The sequence below is a fragment of the Novosphingobium mississippiense genome, assembly GCF_044029535.1.
Taxonomy (GTDB): Bacteria; Pseudomonadota; Alphaproteobacteria; order Sphingomonadales; family Sphingomonadaceae; genus Novosphingobium.
Genome location: NZ_CP147001.1, coordinates 2,376,325 through 2,392,802, shown reverse-complemented (window position 1 = coordinate 2,392,802; position 16,478 = coordinate 2,376,325). Strand labels below are relative to the sequence as shown.

Here is a 16,478-nt window from a genome sequence, read left to right as displayed (position 1 = left end):
ATGTCCCTCCCCAAACTCCACGTCGCAGTCCTGATGGGCGGTTGGTCGAACGAACGGCCGGTCTCGCTGATGAGCGGCGAGGGCGTGGCCAAGGCGCTTGAGTCCAAGGGCCACAAGGTCACGTGCATCGACATGGACCGCGATGTTGCGCTGCGCCTGGCGGAAACCAAGCCGGACGTCGTGTTCAACGCGCTCCATGGCGCGCCGGGCGAGGATGGCACGGTGCAGGGCATGATGGACCTGATGGGCCTCACCTATACACACTCCGGCCTCGCCACTTCGGTGATTGCCATCGACAAGGAACTGACCAAGCAGGCGCTGGTCCCGCATGGCATTCCGATGCCCGGCGGCCGCATCGTCGAAAGCGCCGAGATTTTCGAGCGCGATCCGCTGCCGCGTCCTTACGTGCTGAAGCCGGTGAACGAAGGCTCATCGGTTGGCGTCGCCATCGTCACGGCAGAGGGCAATTACGGCAATCCCATCGGCCGCGAGACCGAGGGCCCTTGGCAGCACTTCGACCGCCTGCTGGCAGAGCCCTATATTCGCGGCTTGGAGCTGACCACGGCCGTTATCGGAGATCGCGCTTTGCTGGTCACCGAACTCAAGCCCAAGTCGGGCTTCTACGACTTCGATTCCAAGTACACCGACGGCATGACCCAGCACATCTGCCCGGCCGAAATCCCCGACGAGATTACGGCGGCGTGCAAGGATCTGGCGCTGCGGGCGCACCAGTTGCTGGGCTGCAAGGGCACCAGCCGCTCGGACTTCCGCTGGGACGATACGCAGGGCGTCGAAGGACTGTTCCTGCTGGAAGTGAACACTCAGCCGGGCATGACCCCGCTCAGCCTCGTGCCCGAACAGGCCCGCGCCTGCGGCATGGAATACCCCGATCTCGTCGAGGCCATTATTGCCGAAGCGCTTGAAGACGCACGCACCTCCAAGGCTGCGAAGGGGGACGGATGAGCCAGACGATCCGGCGCAAGCCGAAGAGCGCAAGGAAAGTCGCCGCCCGGCAAGGCACCAAGGCCAAGGTCCGCAAGGCGAAGGCGACTACGGGATCGACGCTGGACGCGGCGATGTCGTGGCTGCCCTTCACCGAAGAGCAACTGCACAAGATCTTCCTCGTCGCCATCCTTGGCGGCGCGGTGGGGCTTGCCTGCGTGGTGGCCAATGCCGCCGGCGTGCCGATGCTGGCGAATGCGCAGTTCGCGCGGGTTTCGGCCGATGCGGGCTTCGAAGTGAAGCGCGTGGAAGTGCGCGGCGTGAAGCACCTCAATGAATTGAAGGTCTACGAAAAGGCGTTGGCCGAGCGCGACCGGGCGATGACCGAAGTCGACCTGGATGCCCTGCGTGCCGAACTGCTGGGGCTGTCGTGGGTGAAAGACGCGCGCGTTTCCCGCCAGTTGCCGGATACATTGGTGATCGACATCGTCGAGCGTGAGGCCCACGCGGTGCTGCGCAAGGACGATCAATTCGTGCTGATCGATGAGACGGGCCACGAACTCGAACAGGTTTCGCGCAAGGATACCGGGGGCAAGCTGATCGTTTCCGGCCCCGGCGCGGGCCAGCAGGTGACCGAACTGGCCAATCTGCTGCAGGCTGCACCGGCGCTCCAGCCCGGCGTGCAGGAGGCCGAGTGGATCGGCAATCGCCGCTGGAACCTGACCTTCCGCACCGGGCAAGTGCTCGCGCTGCCCGAAGGTGACAAGGAAGCGGCTGGCGCGCTGGTCACGTTCGCGCGGCTTGACGGCACCAACCGCCTGCTGGGCGGCAAAGTCATGGCGTTCGACATGCGCGCGCCGGATCGTATCTATATGCGCGTGCCGGAAGGAGAGGGGCAGGAAATCGCCTCCAGCGCCGGCGCCGTGCCGCACGGACAGACCGCTGCCGACTCCGCCGACAAGGCGCCCAAAACTTTAATTCCCGCCGACGCGGAGGAGCAGTGATGGCAGGCCCCCGGATCACCCGCGTGTTCGGCGCGGTCAACATCGGATCCTTCCGCATTTCCGCCATCGTTGCCGGCATGTCCGAGATGGGCGACATGATCGTGCTCGGCTCCGGCCACCGCGCCAGCCAGGGCATCAAGCGCGGCTACGTCACCGATATGGCCGCCGCGACTTATGCCGTGCGCGATGCAATCGATCGTGCCGAAAAGATGGCCGATACCAGCGTCTCCAGGGTCTGGATCGGCTGCTCGGGCGCGGGGCTTGCCAGCCGCATCGACCAGTTCGATGCCGAGATTGGCGGACGCCGCATCGAGCAGGAAGATATCGACCAGCTTCTCGTTTCCGCGCGGGAGGTGATCCAGCCGGACGGACGCATGGTGCTGCACGCGCAGCCCGCGCAATACCGGCTCGACGGCGCGCATGGCGTAGGTAACCCCAAGGGACTCCATGCCGAGCGTCTGGGCGTGGACATCCACATCATGCTCGCCGACGGCGCCCCGATCCGCAATCTGACCGAGGCGGTGCAGAGCGCGCATCTGGAGGTGGAGGCCATCGTCGGATCGCCAATCGCGGCGGGGCAGGCATGCCTCTCGCCGGAGGAACGCGATCTGGGCGTGGCGCTGGTCGAATTCGGTGCGGAAGTGACGAACGTGGCCGTCTATTCGCACGGACTGCTGATCGACATGATCTCGATCCCGATGGGTTCGGCAGATATCACCGATGCGATCGCTTCGGCTTTCGGCATCCGCCGCTTCCAGGCGGAGCGCCTGAAATGCGTGAACGGATCGGCCATCGCCAGCCCGCACGACCATCGCGAGATGATCCCGGTCAACGCCCCGGGTGAGGAGCACGCCGGCCCGATCGCGCGCCACGCCGACGACAAGAACCGCATTCCGCGCGCGGAACTGATCGGCGTCATCACCGGCCAGTTGGGCGTGTTGATGGAAGAAATAAACAAGGCGCTGAAGGCGATGCGTTTCAATGCGCAGCGCGGCAAACAGGTGGTCTTTACTGGCGGCGGCGCCGAATTGGTGGGACTCGCCGATTATGCGCAGGCCGCGCTGGGCAAGCCCGTGCGCGTCGGCAGCGTGCCGCACTTGACGGGATTGGCGGAGGCGCACGTGAAGCCGGGCTTTTCCACGCTTGCCGGGCTGGTTCTCTATGCCGGCGCGGACCCGGTGGACATTCGCACTTTCGGCAAGAACCGCCAGCAGACAATAAGTTATTCGGGGCTGGGGGTGATCAATCGCGTCTATAGAGCACTGAGGGAATACTTCTGAACAGTTCGCCGGTCAGGGTGCCGGGGCCGCAAGGGCCACGGCAAAACCGGCACGATTGGCCGCAAACGGCGGTTTCTGCTGTGGACAACGGGCCGTCACGCTTTGCTTCGATGAAACGAAGCGTGCAATCAAATTGGTCAAGGTAAATTTCTTCGCGCACGGGCCTGCCAGGAGAACGAAATGAGCATCAACATCGGACCGCCGGCAATCGAAGAGCTTCGTCCGCGCATCGTCGTCATCGGCGTTGGCGGCGCAGGCGGCAACGCCATCGCCAACATGATCCAGGCGCAGATCGAGGGCGTCGACTTCGTTGTCGCCAATACCGACGCGCAGGCGTTGAACAATTCGATCGCGGAAACGCGCATCCAGCTGGGGCCCGACATCACGCAGGGCCTTGGTGCCGGCGCTCGCCCCGAAGTGGGTCGCGCGGCTGCCGAGGAAACCCTGCCTGATATCGAGCGTCTGCTCGATGGCGTGCACATGGTCTTCATCGCCGCCGGCATGGGTGGCGGCACCGGCACCGGCGCCGCGCCGATCATCGCGCAGGCTGCGCGCGCCAAGGGCGTGCTGACGGTGGGTGTGGTTTCCAAGCCGTTCATGTTCGAAGGCACGCGCCGCATGCGCTCTGCCGACGCGGGCATCGAAGAGCTGCAGAAACACGTCGATACGCTGATCGTCATCCCGAACCAGAACCTGTTCCTGGTCGCCAAGGCGGACACCACTTTCAAGGAAGCGTTCTCGCTGGCCGACGAAGTGTTGCAGCAGGGCGTGCGCTCGATCACCGACCTGATGATCATGCCGGGCCTCATCAACCTCGACTTTGCGGACGTCCGTTCGGTCATGGGTGAAATGGGCAAGGCGATGATGGGCACGGGTGAGGGCGAAGGCCCGAACCGCGCTCTCGAAGCGGCCGAACGCGCCATAGCGAACCCGCTGCTCGACGGCGTGTCGATGCAGGGCGCCAAGGGCGTGATCATCTCGATCATCGGCGGCGACGACATGAAGCTGCTGGAAGTCGACGAAGCCGCGAACCACATCCGCGAACTGGTCGATCCCGATGCGAACATCATCTGGGGTTCGGCCTTCAATCCGGACCTGCAGGGCAAGATTCGCGTATCGGTGGTCGCCACCGGTATCGAGCAGAGCGCTGAACAGGCCGAGATCGCCGCGCGTCCGGTGACGCTCAGCTCGGGCCGTGGCCCGGTGCGCCCGATGGTGTCGCGGCCGGCTCCGGTCGAGCATCATGCGCCCACGCGCCCTGCGATCCAGACGCCTTCGGCCTTCATGCCGGCTCCGGCCCCGCTCGATCTGACGCCCCCGGCGCCGATTCAGGTGGCTGCCCCGGAACCCGAACCGTTCGAACTGGAACTGGGCGCGGGTGAGGAACTGGAAGAGCACGGCGACGAAGCGACGACCGACGCTTACGCCAGCCTGACCGGCCTGCAAGGCCAGCGCGCACCGCTCGACCTGTCGGGCGGCCTTGAAGCGCCGATTGCGCCGCAGGATGAACTGCTGCTCGATGGCGGTGAGACCGTGCCGAACTCGCCGCTGCGCCAGCGCCGTCCGGCAGAGCCTGCGCCCGCTGCCGCACCGGCCCGTCCGGTTGGTGGTGGCAGCACGCTGTTCGAACGCATGACCAGCCTTTCGCGTCCGAAGGCGGCGGCTCCCGAGCCGGCGGGGGATGATGAGGACTCGGCATCGATCTCGATCCCGCGTTTCCTCGGCCGTCAGAACAACCAGTAATCGCTGTTGCGCGGGGCGGGCGGCTTTCGGGCCGCCCGCCCCGTCGCTATTTCCGGACCGATCGCGGCGCATCATGTTAGCCGGAGGTTCAGGTAGCGGGCGTCATAGGCCCGCCGGATGAGATCAGCGGCGCGGATGGACCCGTGCGGCCAATGGGCCGGATCGGACGCGCCGGATAGCAAGGATATCGCAGACGTGGCGCTGAGGCAGAAGCAATCGGGCATCAAGCCGCGGTCGGACCGTGGCATTCGCGCCGCGCTTGCTTTTCCCATGTTGGCGCCGATTACGTTGGTTCTACCCGCGTTGGTCCTGCCGCAGGCATCGTTCGCTCAGAGCGCGCCTGTCGTTGCCCGGCCAGTGGTTCAGGCCTTGCCGGGGGCGGATTCGCAGCGGCTCAGCGCCGCACTGGCACGATTGGGGCGCAATCCACGCGATGCAACGGCCCTGGTCGACGCGGCGGACGCTGCAAAGGCGCTGGCAGACTATGACGCCGCCATCGGCTTCTATCGGCGCGCGGACGAGATCACGCCCGGCAATGCGCATATCAAGGCGGGGCTGGCTGGTGCGCTGGCGATGAGCGGCGATCCGGTATCGGCGATTCCGCTGTTTGCAGAGGCAGAGAAGGCCGGGGCCACGCCCGCCCAGATCGCGGCCGATCGCGGGCTGGCCTATGATCTGGTCGGCGCGAATGCCACGGCGCAGCATTACTATGCGGCTGCACTGGGCGGTGCGGGCGATGAGGAGGCGCGCATGCGTCTTGCCATCAGCCAGGCGATTGCCGGCGACGGCAAGGCAGCGCAAACGACGCTGATGCCGCTGCTGCAAAAGCAGGACAAGCCGGGCTGGCGCACCCGCGCCTTCGCGTTGGCGATCGGCGGCGATACGCAGCAGGCGGTCGAAGTCTCCAATTCGATCCTGCCGCCGCAACTGGCGCAGAACATCGCCCCCTACTTGCGCTACATGCCCCGTCTGACGCGGGCGCAGCAGGCGGCCGCCGCCAACCTCGGCAAGTTCCCGCGCGCTTCCGAAATCGGCCACGACGATACGCGGATCTCGACGTACGCGACGCAGTTGGCCGCGAGCGAGGCGGCAATGGCGCAGCGTGCCAACCTTGCATCGAACCAGCCGGCCACCGGTCGGACGACCACGCGCGGCGGACGCAAGACGTCGACAGCCGCAACGCCTTCGCGCACCGCTCCGGCCGCGGGTGCGCAGACATTGCCGCTGTCCGGCACGTCTTCGTCGCATCTGGCATCGACCGCCGGCGGCTCACATTCGTCGACGTCGGCTGAGCCTGCACGCGTCGCGCCGCCTGAGCCGATGCCGACCATCGAGCGCGATGCTTCGGGCGAGCTTCCGGCCGTAGGGGGCAAGGCGCCGGCGGCGAAGCCGATTGCGTCGACGCCTCCGGTCGCCCGGGCCACGCCGCCGTCGACACCTTCTTCGGCTCCTGCGATGTCGGCTACTGGTGGGCAGGGCCTAGACCTTTCGCGCACCCAGACGCCTCCGGCGGCGACCGCACCCGCGCGTCCGGTCGCGACGCAGCCAGCTGCCGCTCCGCTCGCTGCAGCGCCGGCCCGTCCCGTTACGGAAGCGCCGCCAGAGCCGAGTGCACACCAGCCGTCGCTGGCCGAGATCTTCGCGGACCTTGGCAAGCCGGGGATGCAGATCGTGCCCGCAGCCGGCGCGGTGGATATTCGCCAGATCGAGCCGGCGCGTCCCGCACCGCCACCGCCGCCCAAGGTGCCTGTGAAGCCCGAGGTAAAGCCTGAGCCCAAGCCCGACGACAAGGACGAAGGCAAGCCGGACGCCAAACCCGATGCCAAGCCCGGCAAGCCCGATGCCAAGGCCGGAACCAAGCCTGATGCGAAAGGCGCCGGCAAGGGAGAGCCTAAGGTGGACCCTAAGGCCGCTGCCAAGCCGGGTGCCAAGGGTGACGTTTCGGCCAAGGGCGATACTCCAGCCAAGGGCAAGAAGCCTGCTGTCCCCACGCATCCCAGCCGTATCTGGGTGCAGATCGGCGTTGGCCGGAACAAGGATGCGATCGCCTTCGATTGGCGGCGCTATCTCAAGCAGTCGCCTGCCTTGCTGAAGGGGCGTGAGCCTTATGTGAGCGACATGGGGCGCACCAATCGCGTGCTTGTCGGCCCGTTCGAAACCCAAAAGGCGGCCAATGCGTTTATTGCCGACGCCAAGAAGCAAGGTTTTGACGATGCACTGCCCTGGACAAGTCCGGCAGGCCAGGTAGTCGATCCGCTTTCGGCCAAGTAACCGTCCGAAGTTGCGGGTGCCCTGCCGGCACGCCTGATCTTATCCACACGCTGTTAACAGCCTTGTGCAGTTTTGCGCAGGCGATCGCGTCGCCTGGATTGTGCAGGAGGGGCAAGGCAAAGCATCCATGCGGCCAAGCGTTGCGGAGGTCGAATGTCGGAGATCATGAGAACGGTTCAGGACGATATCGGCCGTGACGAGGAGGACAGCGCCCCCGTGGAGATGCTGGCCGCACTTTTCGAGGCGCGCGACTGGCCCTTTGAACTTGCCAGCGAGGACGAGCTTTCGGGTGAGGTGAAGGGTGCCTGGGCCACGTACCAGTTCCAGGCGATCTGGCGTCCGGAGGACAGGGTGCTACAGTTGCTCTGCCTGCCGGACGTGCGCATCACCGATGCCAAGCGTTCCGCCATGTATGAGGCGCTGGCGCTGATCAACGAACAGCTGTGGGTCGGCCATTTCGATGTCTGGTCGAATGGCGGCGTGGTGCTCTATCGCCACGGCCTGATGCTGGGCGAGGACGGGCTGCTTGGCCCCGGGCAAGCACAGACCGTGGTGGAAGCCGCGATCGAGGAGTGCGATCGCTTCTACCCGGTGTTCCAGTTCATCCTCTGGGGCGACAAGACGCCGACCGAGGCGCTGGCCGCCGCGCTGATCGACGCTGCCGGAGAGGCCTGACTCGCGTCGGCACTGGCGGTGTGGGGTAGCGGCGCCGGACAATGGCAGGCAGGGCCGGTGCGATCTGGCCCCGTCCGCCTTGGGCTGCTTGGGTCTTGGCATGCACCGGTCGCTGGCCTAAGTCGCCCCGCGTTCGCTGCATAACGGCGCGTGAAGCCTTGGGGAAATGACATGGACCGCTTTCAGAACATCCTGCTCGTCGGCTGCGGCAACATGGCCGGGTCCATGCTGGAAGGTTGGCTGAAGGGCGGCGTTCCCGCCTCGCGCTTCACCGTGGTCGATCCCAAGCGCGAATCCGTTCCCGAAGGCGTGACGCTGCTGCAGGACCTGCCGGCCGAAGGGCGTTTCGATGCCGTCATGCTGGGCATCAAGCCGCAAGGCTTGGACGGCGCGGCACCGGCCATTGCGTCGCTGGTGGGCAAGCACACCGTCCTGTTCTCTATCTTGGCGGGCGTGGAGTTCGACAGTCTGGCTGCGCGCTTCCCCGATGTTGGCGCGATCCTGCGCATCATGCCGAACCTGGCCGTTGCGATCGGCAAGTCGCCCGTGGCCCTCGATTCGCGGGGGCTGGACGACGCCGGCCGCGCCGAAGTGACGGCGCTGATGGATCATCTCGGCAGCCCCGAATGGCTGGATCACGAAGGGCAGTTCGATGCCGTGACCGCGCTGACCGGCTGTGGCCCGGCCTTCGTCTATCGTTTCATCGATGCGCTGGCGGCGGGCGGGGTGAAGCTTGGGATCGAGCCTGCGCAGGCCCAGCGCCTCGCAGTTGCGATGGTCGAGGGTGCCTCGCAACTGGCAGCGGCCTCCCCGTTTTCGCCGGGTGAACTGGCGGACAAGGTGGCCAGCCCTGGCGGATCGACGCGCGCGGGCATGAACGTGCTCGACGCCGATGACGCGCTGGCGACGCTGATCGCGGCCACCATGCAGGCGTCCAACGACCGCAATGCCGAGATGGCGGCAGAGGCCCGCCGCGCCTGATCGCGGCCGCCGGCGGGGCGGCCGCGCGGGTCGCTGTGGTTCCGTTTACACTTTGACACAAAAAGCCATGGCCGGTTTTCCTTGAAAAGCGGCGCGGTGAAGGCGATATTCGTGTGGTCCGGGCCCCCGCATTTGGTGGCGGGCCCGTCTAAGGGAGTGTGACATGGCGAATTGGAACGACCCCCAGCCCGGTACGGGCTTCGGAGCGTCTCCGAGCCTTGATGGCAGAGCCGGCGGCAAGGTCGCGTATGATACGGGCCTGCGTCGCTACATGCTGTCCATCTACAACTACATGGCCTCGGGCGTGCTGCTTTCGGGCATCGTCGCGCTGGTCTTCGCGAGTTCCGGCTTTGCCGCGCAGGCGCTGAACTCGCCGCTGCGCTGGCTGATCATGCTGGCGCCGCTCGGCTTCGTGATGGCGATGAGCTTCGGCTTCCAGCGCATGAAGACGTCGACGCTGCAGATGCTCTACTGGGGCTTCTGCGTGATCATGGGCCTGTCGATGGCTTCGATCTTCCTGGTCTTTACCGGGGCCTCGATCGCGACGACCTTCTTTGCGACCGCCGCCGCCTTCGCCGGCCTGAGCCTGGTGGGTTACACCACCAAGAAGGACCTGTCGGGCTTCGGTACGTTCCTAACGATGGGCCTGTTCGGCATCATCATCGCCATGCTGATCGGCATGTTCGTCCAGTCGACGGCGCTGCAGCTGGCGATCTCGATCCTCGGCGTGCTGATCTTCGCAGGCCTTACCGCCTACGATACCCAGGCGCTGAAGAACCAGTATTACAGCGTTCGCGGTACCGAGTTCGTGGGCAAGGCGGTGGTCATGGGTGCCCTGCGGCTCTATCTGGACTTCATCAACATGTTCCAGTTCCTGCTGAGCTTCCTGGGCGATCGCAGGTAATCCACTGTTTTCCACATCTGGCAGTTGCCATGCCCGGTTCGATTCGTCGCACCGGGCATTTTCTTTGCCGCCCGCTCGCTGTAGTTAGTAAAGATCGAGGAAATTTGGAGTGTACGGGGTGGTAAACCTGAAGAAACGCGGCCTGGCATGGGGCCTTTCGCTGGCAGCAGGTTCGCTCGCCGTGACTTTGGCCGGCTGCGGTCCGCAGAAGGTGGCCGTGGCTCCCCCGCCGCCGCCGGCGCCGATCGTGATCCCGCCGCGGCCGATGCCGCCGATGGGGGCGCAGGTGAACATGGTGATCCCGGTGCTGGGCGCAAACGGTGCGCGCACCACGGTGAATTCGGGTATCTCGCAGGCTCAGATGCTGTGGAACCTGCGTTCGGCCTACAACGTGGCGGCGCTGAACTGCATGGGGCCGGATCACGGCTCGATCCTGGCCGGCTACAAGGACTTCCTGGTTCGCCATTCGAAGGAACTGACGGCGACCAACAAGGCGGTCGATAAGGAGTTTGCCTCGAAGTACGGAAAGGGCGGCACCAAGGCGCGCGAAACGTACCAGACGCAGGTCTATAACTTCTTCGCGCTGCCGCCGGTGGTTCCGGCGCTGTGCAATGCCATGATCGGCCTTGCCGCCGAAATGCAGGCGGTTCCGGCCAGCCAGCTCAACGCCTATGCGGTGGGCGGTCTGGCCAAGGCGGAGGCTCCGTACATGGAGTTCTTCAACAGCTACGACCAGTATCGCGCCGATCTGGCGGCCTGGAATGCGCGTTACGGCGCCGGCCAGCAGACTCCGATGCTGGCGGCGCCGCAGGCGGGCAGTCCGGCAGGTGTCGCCCCGGTGGCGACGGCTCCGGCGACCAAGCCGCAGCAGCAGGCTTACGCGCAGTAATCTGCGAAGCCGCGTTCGCATGAGCCGGCGTCCCGCATCGCGGGGCGTCGGCTCTGCCGTTTCCGGGGTAGGGGAAATTTCCGCTGCCGCCATTTTTGCTCTTTCAACACGCCTTTGTTCTCGCTAAGGGGGCGCTCCCGAAGTGGTAACTCGCTTTGGGAAAGGAATGGAACGGGGCCGTAGCTCAGATGGGAGAGCGCGTCGTTCGCAATGACGAGGTCAGGGGTTCGATCCCCCTCGGCTCCACCAATCCTTACATGTCTGACCTGAGCCGGACGACCCGGTTCTACCCCGGCCCGAGGCGTGGATGCGCGACAAGGTCGGGTTTTTTGTTTATCTGGCCAGAGGTGCCGCGTTTGTCGCAGCACCGCTCGTGGCCGTCTTTGAATCCGCTGGACCGAACCCATGCACTTTCTTGATCAGGCGAAAATCTATATCCGTTCCGGCGCCGGTGGCCCGGGTGCGGTCTCGTTCCGTCGCGAGAAGTACGTGGAGTACGGCGGCCCCGACGGCGGCAATGGCGGCAAGGGCGCCGATATCGTGTTCGAAGCCGTGGCCGGCCTGAACACGCTGATCGACTTTCGCTACACCCAGCACTTCAAGGCGCCGCGCGGCGGCCATGGCATGGGCAAGAACCGCAATGGTGCGCAGGGCAAGGACCTTGTCATCAAGGTTCCCGTCGGCACCCAGATCGTCGATGACGAGGATCGCGAGACGATCCTGGCCGACCTGACCGAGGCCGGCCAGCGCGTGACGTTGATGGAAGGTGGCATGGGTGGCCGCGGCAACGCCAGCTACAAGACCAGCACCAACCGCGCGCCGCGCCAGCACCAGCCCGGCATTCCGGCGCAGGAGATGTGGGTCTGGTTGCGCCTGAAACTGCTGGCCGACGTCGGTCTGGTCGGCATGCCCAACGCCGGCAAGTCCACCTTCATCAACAAGCTGTCGAATGCCAAGGCCAAGGTGGGCGACTATGCCTTCACCACGCTGCGCCCGCAGCTGGGCGTGGTCACGCACAAGAACCGCGAGTTCGTGCTGGCGGACATTCCCGGCCTGATCGCCGGTGCAGCTGACGGTGCGGGCATCGGTGACCGTTTCCTTGGGCATATCGAGCGTTGCCGCGTGCTGGTTCACCTGATCGACATTTCCAACACCGATCCGGTGGAGGCGATGCACATCGTTGAGGAAGAGCTGGAAGCCTATGGCGGCGGCCTGGAAGGCAAGCCGCGCCTGGTGGCGCTCAACAAGATCGACCTTGTCGACGACGAACTGGCCGCCGAATATGCCAAGGAACTGCTGAAGGCCGGTGCGCACGAAGTGTTCCCGATTTCGGGCGCGACCGGCAAGGGCATGTCGAAGCTGCTCGACGCGGTGATCGACTACCTGCCTGCCGCCACGGTGACCGAACGTCCCGAAGGCGAGCAGGAAGAGGCCGACGAAAAGCCCTGGTCGCCGATCTGATCTGACGGCGGCCTACTGCCGGGACGGGTCACGGAAAGACGCGCTTGCCGGCTTGCCACGAACGGCAAGGGCGGCGCGAAGGCGATAGATGTCATGGCAGGCGGTATAGACCAATGCCGTTGCGATGCCGCCGATCAGCCCGTCCATCGCATAGTGCCAGCCCAGCGCGATCGAAAGCGTGCAGATCGTGACATGGAACGCCAGCGTCGGCAGGAACCAGCGCCGGGCTTGCACCCATGCGACCAGCAGCACCCACGAACTCATCGCCACATGCATGGATGGCATGGCCGAAATTCCGTTGCCTTCGTATTGCGGGCCTTGCGAATAGCATTGCCAGAGCCAGTCGAATACGGCGCGGGTTTCAGGGCCCGGCACCAGCCCGCTGAAGCGATGGCCATAGCCCAACCTTTCGTAAAATAGCGGCCCGGCTGCCGGCAGCAGGCAATGGACCATTGGCGCCACGACGGTCCAGAGCATGAAATAGGTAAGGATCAGCGCCGATTTTTCGGGAGAGGGCACTGCGCTCTTTACCGTCAGCAGAGCGATGATGATCGCGATGAACCAGGCCGGGTGGTAGAACAGCCCGGCGCCGGCAATGTTGGCCCAGGTCAGCAGCGTCCAGGGATCGTTGCCCAGGAACATCACTTTATCCATCGACGCCAGCAGAGAATCGGCGCGAAACGGCACATAGGCGTTCAGCAGCGGCTTCAGCCACATAAACGTGATCAGGTTCAGGCCTGCCAACCCCATCGCCAGCATCAGCGCGCCGATGCGATGCCAGTCATAGGTCACGAAATCGCGGAATGCCGCGATCGGATGCTCCTCTCCGCGTATGCTCAATCGCGCCAGTGCGAAGGCGGATGCGATGATCGTCACGGCCGCCATCCAGGCCGGCAGGATCGCCAGCGCCGGTAAAAGTTGGCGGGCATCCGGCATCAGCGCGAGCGCGGTTGCGGCCCCGGCGGCGGTCAGCCCCGCGCCGGGATAAATCCATTCACGTTCGATCACGTTAGTCTCCGAGATTTCGCGACCCGCAGACTCCGTTATGTGCACTAAGTAACATTACGGCGGGTAATCTTAAGTTTCGACAGGCGTGATGGTCCAACGGCGACGTGCGATTTGGGTCTGCCACCGCGGCAGCGATGCCGCTAAGGGACGCAACGATGACGGATTCGCACATGAACGAGCGCAAGCCGGTGGATGGCCGGGCCGCCCTGCTGATGGTGGGGCTTTGCGCGATCTGGGGGATGCAGCAGACCGCGTTGAAGGCAGCGGCGCCGGACATGGCCCCGGTGCTTCAGATTTCGTTGCGTTCGGGGCTGGCCGCCATTGTCATCGCTGCGCTGGTCTTCCTCCGGGGGGAAGGGCATGCGCTGCGTGGCGGCACGTGGAAGCCGGGCCTTGCCATCGGCGTGCTGTTCGCGCTGGAATACCTGTTCATGGGGGAGGGGCTGCGCTTCACCAGCGCCTCGCACATGGGGATATTCCTTTATACCGCGCCGATCTTTACGGCGCTGGGTCTGCATGTGGGCCTGCCGGAAGAGCGGCTGAGTCCGCTGCAATGGCTGGGCATCGTCACTGCCTTTGCCGGCGTGGCCGTCTCGTTCCTGGGCGGCGCGAGTGGCGGGGCCAAGGGCGATTCGGCCTGGATCGGCGATCTCATGGGCATTGGCGCTGGTGCATCCTGGGGCGCGACGACGCTGACGCTGCGCTTTTCGAAGCTTTCTAGCGCCCCCAGCACGGTTACCACGCTTTATCAGTTGTTGGGCGCTTTCGTGCTGCTGGCGCTTCTGGCGCTGGCGACGGGGCAGACGGCGATCCGGCCGACGCCGCTGCTGGGCCTCAGCTTCGCGTTCCAGACCATCGGCGTCTCGCTGGTGAGCCTGCTGGTCTGGTTCGGCATGTTGCGCGTCTATCTGGCGTCGCGTCTGGGCGTGCTTTCGTTCATGACGCCGCTGTTCGGTGTGGCGTTCGGCGTGGCCCTGCTGGGCGAGCGGCTGGAGCCAGCCTTCATCGCCGGTGCGGTGATGGTGATCGCGGGGATCCTGCTGGTCAGCGGGCACGAGATGTTCCGCGCGCGGCAGGCGCGACGCGCGGTTGCCGGCTGACCTGCCAATCGATCCCCCATTCGATCCATTGTTCCCGTGGCGGGACAGGGCGTGGATTGTTTCGCAAGCGAGCGCTTTTCAGCGCGCGGCATTTCTCCTAGAGGCTAGCCGCAAATGCCCATTGCACGCCTGACAGACCTTTCCGATCCCAGCCTGTGCCCCCGCCTTGTCATCAAGGTGGGCTCTGCGCTGCTGGTCGGCACGGAGGGCGTTCGCCGGGCCTGGCTGACGGCGCTGGTGCAAGAGATTGCCGCCGCGCGCGGGCGCGGGCAGCAGGTGATCGTCGTCTCTTCCGGCGCAATCGCGCTGGGCGCGGCGACGCTGGGGCTGGAGAAAGGCGGGCGCGGATCGCTGGCCGATGCGCAGGCCAGCGCCGCCGTGGGGCAGATCGCGCTGTCGGGCCTCTGGGCGGAACTGCTGGGCACGCATGGGCTGACCGCCGCTCAGATGCTGCTGACGCTGGAAGACCTTGAAGAGCGGCGCCGCTACCTGAACGTCACCGCCACGCTGGGCCGCTTGCTCGATGCTGGTGCGGTGCCGGTGATCAACGAGAACGATTCGGTGGCGACCGAGGAAATCCGCTTCGGCGACAACGATCGCCTCGCCGCGCGCGTTGCCCAGGCGGCGCAGGCGAACGCGGTAGTGCTGCTGTCGGACATCGACGGCTTGTACGATCGCCATCCCAAATTGCCCGGCGCGGCGATGATCGCGGTGGTGGAGGGCATCACCCCTGAAGTGCGCGCGATGGCCAGCGCCGAATCGAATTCGGGCATGGGGTCCGGCGGGATGATTTCCAAGCTTCAGGCAGCCGAGATTGCGGAACTGGCCGGGATCGCCATGGTTATCGGCAACGGCCAGGTAGACCGGCCGATCGAACGGATCGTCGCCGATGGCATCGGCACGCTGTTCCTGCCGCGCGGGAAGGCCGGCGCCCGCAAGGCCTGGCTGGGCGGCCGCCTGCGGCTGACCGGCACGATCCGGGTCGACGACGGCGCGGCAGCGGCCCTGCTGCGCGGATCCAGCCTGCTGGCCAAGGGCGTCATCGGCGTGGATGGCGCGTTCGAGCGCGGCGACGCCATTGCCGTGGCCGATGCACATGGACATGTGATCGCGCACGGCCTGTCCGAATATGCGGCCGCGGAATGTGCGGCGATCAAGGGGCTTCATTCGAGCGAACAGGCGGCCGTCCTCGGCTATGCCCCGCGCTCGTCCGTGGTCCACCGCGACCAGATGGTACTGAAGGCCCGACCGGAAAGAGCATGAACCAGAGCGACCGTCCCGTAATCGCGCTTACCGGCGCCACTGGCTTCGTCGGCCAGTCCGTGATCGAGGAGGCGGTGCGCGCCGGCTATCACGTACGCGCGCTGACCCGGCGAGAGCAGGGGCCGAACCCACTGCTCGATCCGCATGTCACCTGGGTGCGCGGGGAACTGCGCGATACCGCATCGCTTTCGCTGTTGACGCGGGGGGCGGAGGCGATCGTCCATGTCGCCGGCGTGGTCAACGCGCCCGATGCTGCCGGGTTTGAGGTGGGCAATGTCGCCGGCACGCTGAACCTGATCGAAACGGCCGTGGTGAAGGGCATTGCCCGGTTCATCTACGTTTCCTCGCTCTCCGCGCGGGAGCCGCAGCTTTCGGCCTATGGCGCATCGAAGGCGCGGGCGGAGAAGCTGGTCATGGCCAGCCCGCTGGAATGGACGATCGTGCGTCCGCCGGCGATCTACGGCCCGCGCGACAAGGAAATGTTCGAACTGTTCCGCGCCGCCCGCTGGGGGGTGGTGCCGGTGCCCGGGCAGGGCCGTGCCTCGATGATCCATGTCGAGGATCTGGCGCGCCTGCTGGTCGCGCTGGTGCCAGCCGGCGAACCGGTTACCGGGCGCATTCTGGAGCCTGACGATGGCCGCCCGAACGGCTGGGGTCATGGTGAAACCGCGCGCGCCATCGGCATCGCCGTGGGCAAGCGGGTGCGCGTGGTGGGCCTGTCGCGCGGGGTGCTGATGATGGTGGCCAAGGCGGACAATTTTCTGCGCGGGGCCAATGCCAAGATGACGCCGGATCGTGCGTCCTATTTCAGCCATCCGGATTGGGTGGTGAGCACCGAGGCGCGCGTTCCCGACACGCTGTGGCAGCCACGCATCGCCACCGAGGACGGGCTTCGCGCCACGGCCGAGTGGTATCGCGGCGAAGGCTGGCTTTGACCCACACCTGATCCTGCCTTCT

General features: G+C 65.7%; 14 protein-coding genes and 1 tRNA gene. 14 read left to right on the top strand and 1 reads right to left on the bottom strand.

Annotation, left to right across the window (positions count from 1 at the left end; genetic code table 11):
- The 11 genes from WBP06_RS11345 (at position 1) to obgE (ending at position 12,150) form a co-directional block, all read left to right on the top strand.
- Positions 1-963, top strand: a complete 963-nt coding sequence (locus WBP06_RS11345) for a D-alanine--D-alanine ligase (protein WP_395327536.1) — start codon at positions 1-3, stop codon at positions 961-963.
- Complete coding sequence (locus WBP06_RS11340) at positions 960-1,946, top strand: cell division protein FtsQ/DivIB (protein WP_395327533.1); 987 nt, start codon at positions 960-962, stop codon at positions 1,944-1,946. The genes WBP06_RS11345 and WBP06_RS11340 overlap by 4 nt, the downstream gene beginning before the upstream one ends.
- Complete coding sequence (ftsA, locus tag WBP06_RS11335; RefSeq protein ID WP_395327531.1) at positions 1,946-3,226, top strand: cell division protein FtsA; 1,281 nt, start codon at positions 1,946-1,948, stop codon at positions 3,224-3,226. The genes WBP06_RS11340 and ftsA overlap by 1 nt, the downstream gene beginning before the upstream one ends.
- Before the next feature lie 180 nt (positions 3,227-3,406).
- Positions 3,407-4,969, top strand: a complete 1,563-nt coding sequence (ftsZ, locus tag WBP06_RS11330) for a cell division protein FtsZ (protein ID WP_395327528.1) — start codon at positions 3,407-3,409, stop codon at positions 4,967-4,969.
- Positions 4,970-5,164: 195 nt separating this feature from the next.
- Positions 5,165-7,240 (top strand): SPOR domain-containing protein, encoded by a 2,076-nt coding sequence (locus tag WBP06_RS11325; protein ID WP_395327525.1) that lies wholly within the window; start codon positions 5,165-5,167, stop codon positions 7,238-7,240.
- A 165-nt stretch (positions 7,241-7,405) separates the two neighbouring features.
- The gene (locus WBP06_RS11320; RefSeq protein ID WP_395327522.1) at positions 7,406-7,915 is read left to right on the top strand and encodes a YbjN domain-containing protein; all 510 of its coding nucleotides are present in this window, start codon (positions 7,406-7,408) and stop codon (positions 7,913-7,915) included.
- A gap of 171 nt (positions 7,916-8,086) precedes the next feature.
- Complete coding sequence (locus WBP06_RS11315) at positions 8,087-8,896, top strand: pyrroline-5-carboxylate reductase family protein (protein WP_395327519.1); 810 nt, start codon at positions 8,087-8,089, stop codon at positions 8,894-8,896.
- Between the two features lie 163 nt (positions 8,897-9,059).
- Positions 9,060-9,800 (top strand): Bax inhibitor-1/YccA family protein, encoded by a 741-nt coding sequence (locus tag WBP06_RS11310; RefSeq protein ID WP_395327516.1) that lies wholly within the window; start codon positions 9,060-9,062, stop codon positions 9,798-9,800.
- 109 nt (positions 9,801-9,909) lie between these two features.
- Positions 9,910-10,689: a hypothetical protein gene (locus WBP06_RS11305; RefSeq protein WP_395327514.1), complete on the top strand. Its 780-nt coding sequence runs from the start codon at positions 9,910-9,912 to the stop codon at positions 10,687-10,689.
- Positions 10,690-10,862: 173 nt separating this feature from the next.
- Positions 10,863-10,938, top strand: a tRNA-Ala gene (locus WBP06_RS11300).
- A gap of 156 nt (positions 10,939-11,094) precedes the next feature.
- Positions 11,095-12,150 (top strand): GTPase ObgE, encoded by a 1,056-nt coding sequence (gene obgE, locus WBP06_RS11295; RefSeq protein WP_395327511.1) that lies wholly within the window; start codon positions 11,095-11,097, stop codon positions 12,148-12,150.
- Positions 12,151-12,162: 12 nt separating this feature from the next.
- Here the strand turns inward: obgE and WBP06_RS11290 are convergent, their stop codons facing one another.
- Complete coding sequence (locus tag WBP06_RS11290; protein ID WP_395327509.1) at positions 12,163-13,158, bottom strand: phosphatase PAP2 family protein; 996 nt, start codon at positions 13,156-13,158, stop codon at positions 12,163-12,165.
- 155 nt (positions 13,159-13,313) lie between these two features.
- Between WBP06_RS11290 and WBP06_RS11285 the strand changes: the two genes are divergently transcribed.
- The 3 genes from WBP06_RS11285 to WBP06_RS11275 all read left to right on the top strand — a co-directional run bounded on the left by WBP06_RS11285 (position 13,314) and on the right by WBP06_RS11275 (position 16,456).
- Complete coding sequence (locus WBP06_RS11285) at positions 13,314-14,258, top strand: DMT family transporter (protein WP_395327507.1); 945 nt, start codon at positions 13,314-13,316, stop codon at positions 14,256-14,258.
- Positions 14,259-14,372: 114 nt separating this feature from the next.
- Entirely contained in the window at positions 14,373-15,521 is a 1,149-nt protein-coding gene (gene proB / locus WBP06_RS11280) for a glutamate 5-kinase (RefSeq protein ID WP_395327504.1), read from the top strand.
- Positions 15,518-16,456, top strand: coding sequence for an NAD-dependent epimerase/dehydratase family protein (locus tag WBP06_RS11275; RefSeq protein WP_395327501.1), 939 nt, complete (start codon positions 15,518-15,520; stop codon positions 16,454-16,456). Before proB ends, WBP06_RS11275 begins: the two co-directional genes overlap by 4 nt.
- The last annotated feature ends 22 nt before the right edge of the window (positions 16,457-16,478 follow it).

Bases quoted from the DNA above. Each gene is read 5' to 3' on its own strand.
- WBP06_RS11310 (WP_395327516.1), top strand. From the start codon at position 9,060: ATGGCGAATTGGAACGACCCCCAGCCCGGTACGGGCTTCGGAGCGTCT.
- WBP06_RS11315 (WP_395327519.1), top strand. From the start codon at position 8,087: ATGGACCGCTTTCAGAACATCCTGCTCGTCGGCTGCGGCAACATGGCC.
- WBP06_RS11275 (WP_395327501.1), top strand. From the start codon at position 15,518: ATGAACCAGAGCGACCGTCCCGTAATCGCGCTTACCGGCGCCACTGGC.
- WBP06_RS11340 (WP_395327533.1), top strand. From the start codon at position 960: ATGAGCCAGACGATCCGGCGCAAGCCGAAGAGCGCAAGGAAAGTCGCC.
- ftsZ (WP_395327528.1), top strand. From the start codon at position 3,407: ATGAGCATCAACATCGGACCGCCGGCAATCGAAGAGCTTCGTCCGCGC.
- WBP06_RS11345 (WP_395327536.1), top strand. From the start codon at position 1: ATGTCCCTCCCCAAACTCCACGTCGCAGTCCTGATGGGCGGTTGGTCG.
- obgE (WP_395327511.1), top strand. From the start codon at position 11,095: ATGCACTTTCTTGATCAGGCGAAAATCTATATCCGTTCCGGCGCCGGT.
- proB (WP_395327504.1), top strand. From the start codon at position 14,373: ATGCCCATTGCACGCCTGACAGACCTTTCCGATCCCAGCCTGTGCCCC.
- WBP06_RS11285 (WP_395327507.1), top strand. From the start codon at position 13,314: ATGACGGATTCGCACATGAACGAGCGCAAGCCGGTGGATGGCCGGGCC.
- ftsA (WP_395327531.1), top strand. From the start codon at position 1,946: ATGGCAGGCCCCCGGATCACCCGCGTGTTCGGCGCGGTCAACATCGGA.
- WBP06_RS11320 (WP_395327522.1), top strand. From the start codon at position 7,406: ATGAGAACGGTTCAGGACGATATCGGCCGTGACGAGGAGGACAGCGCC.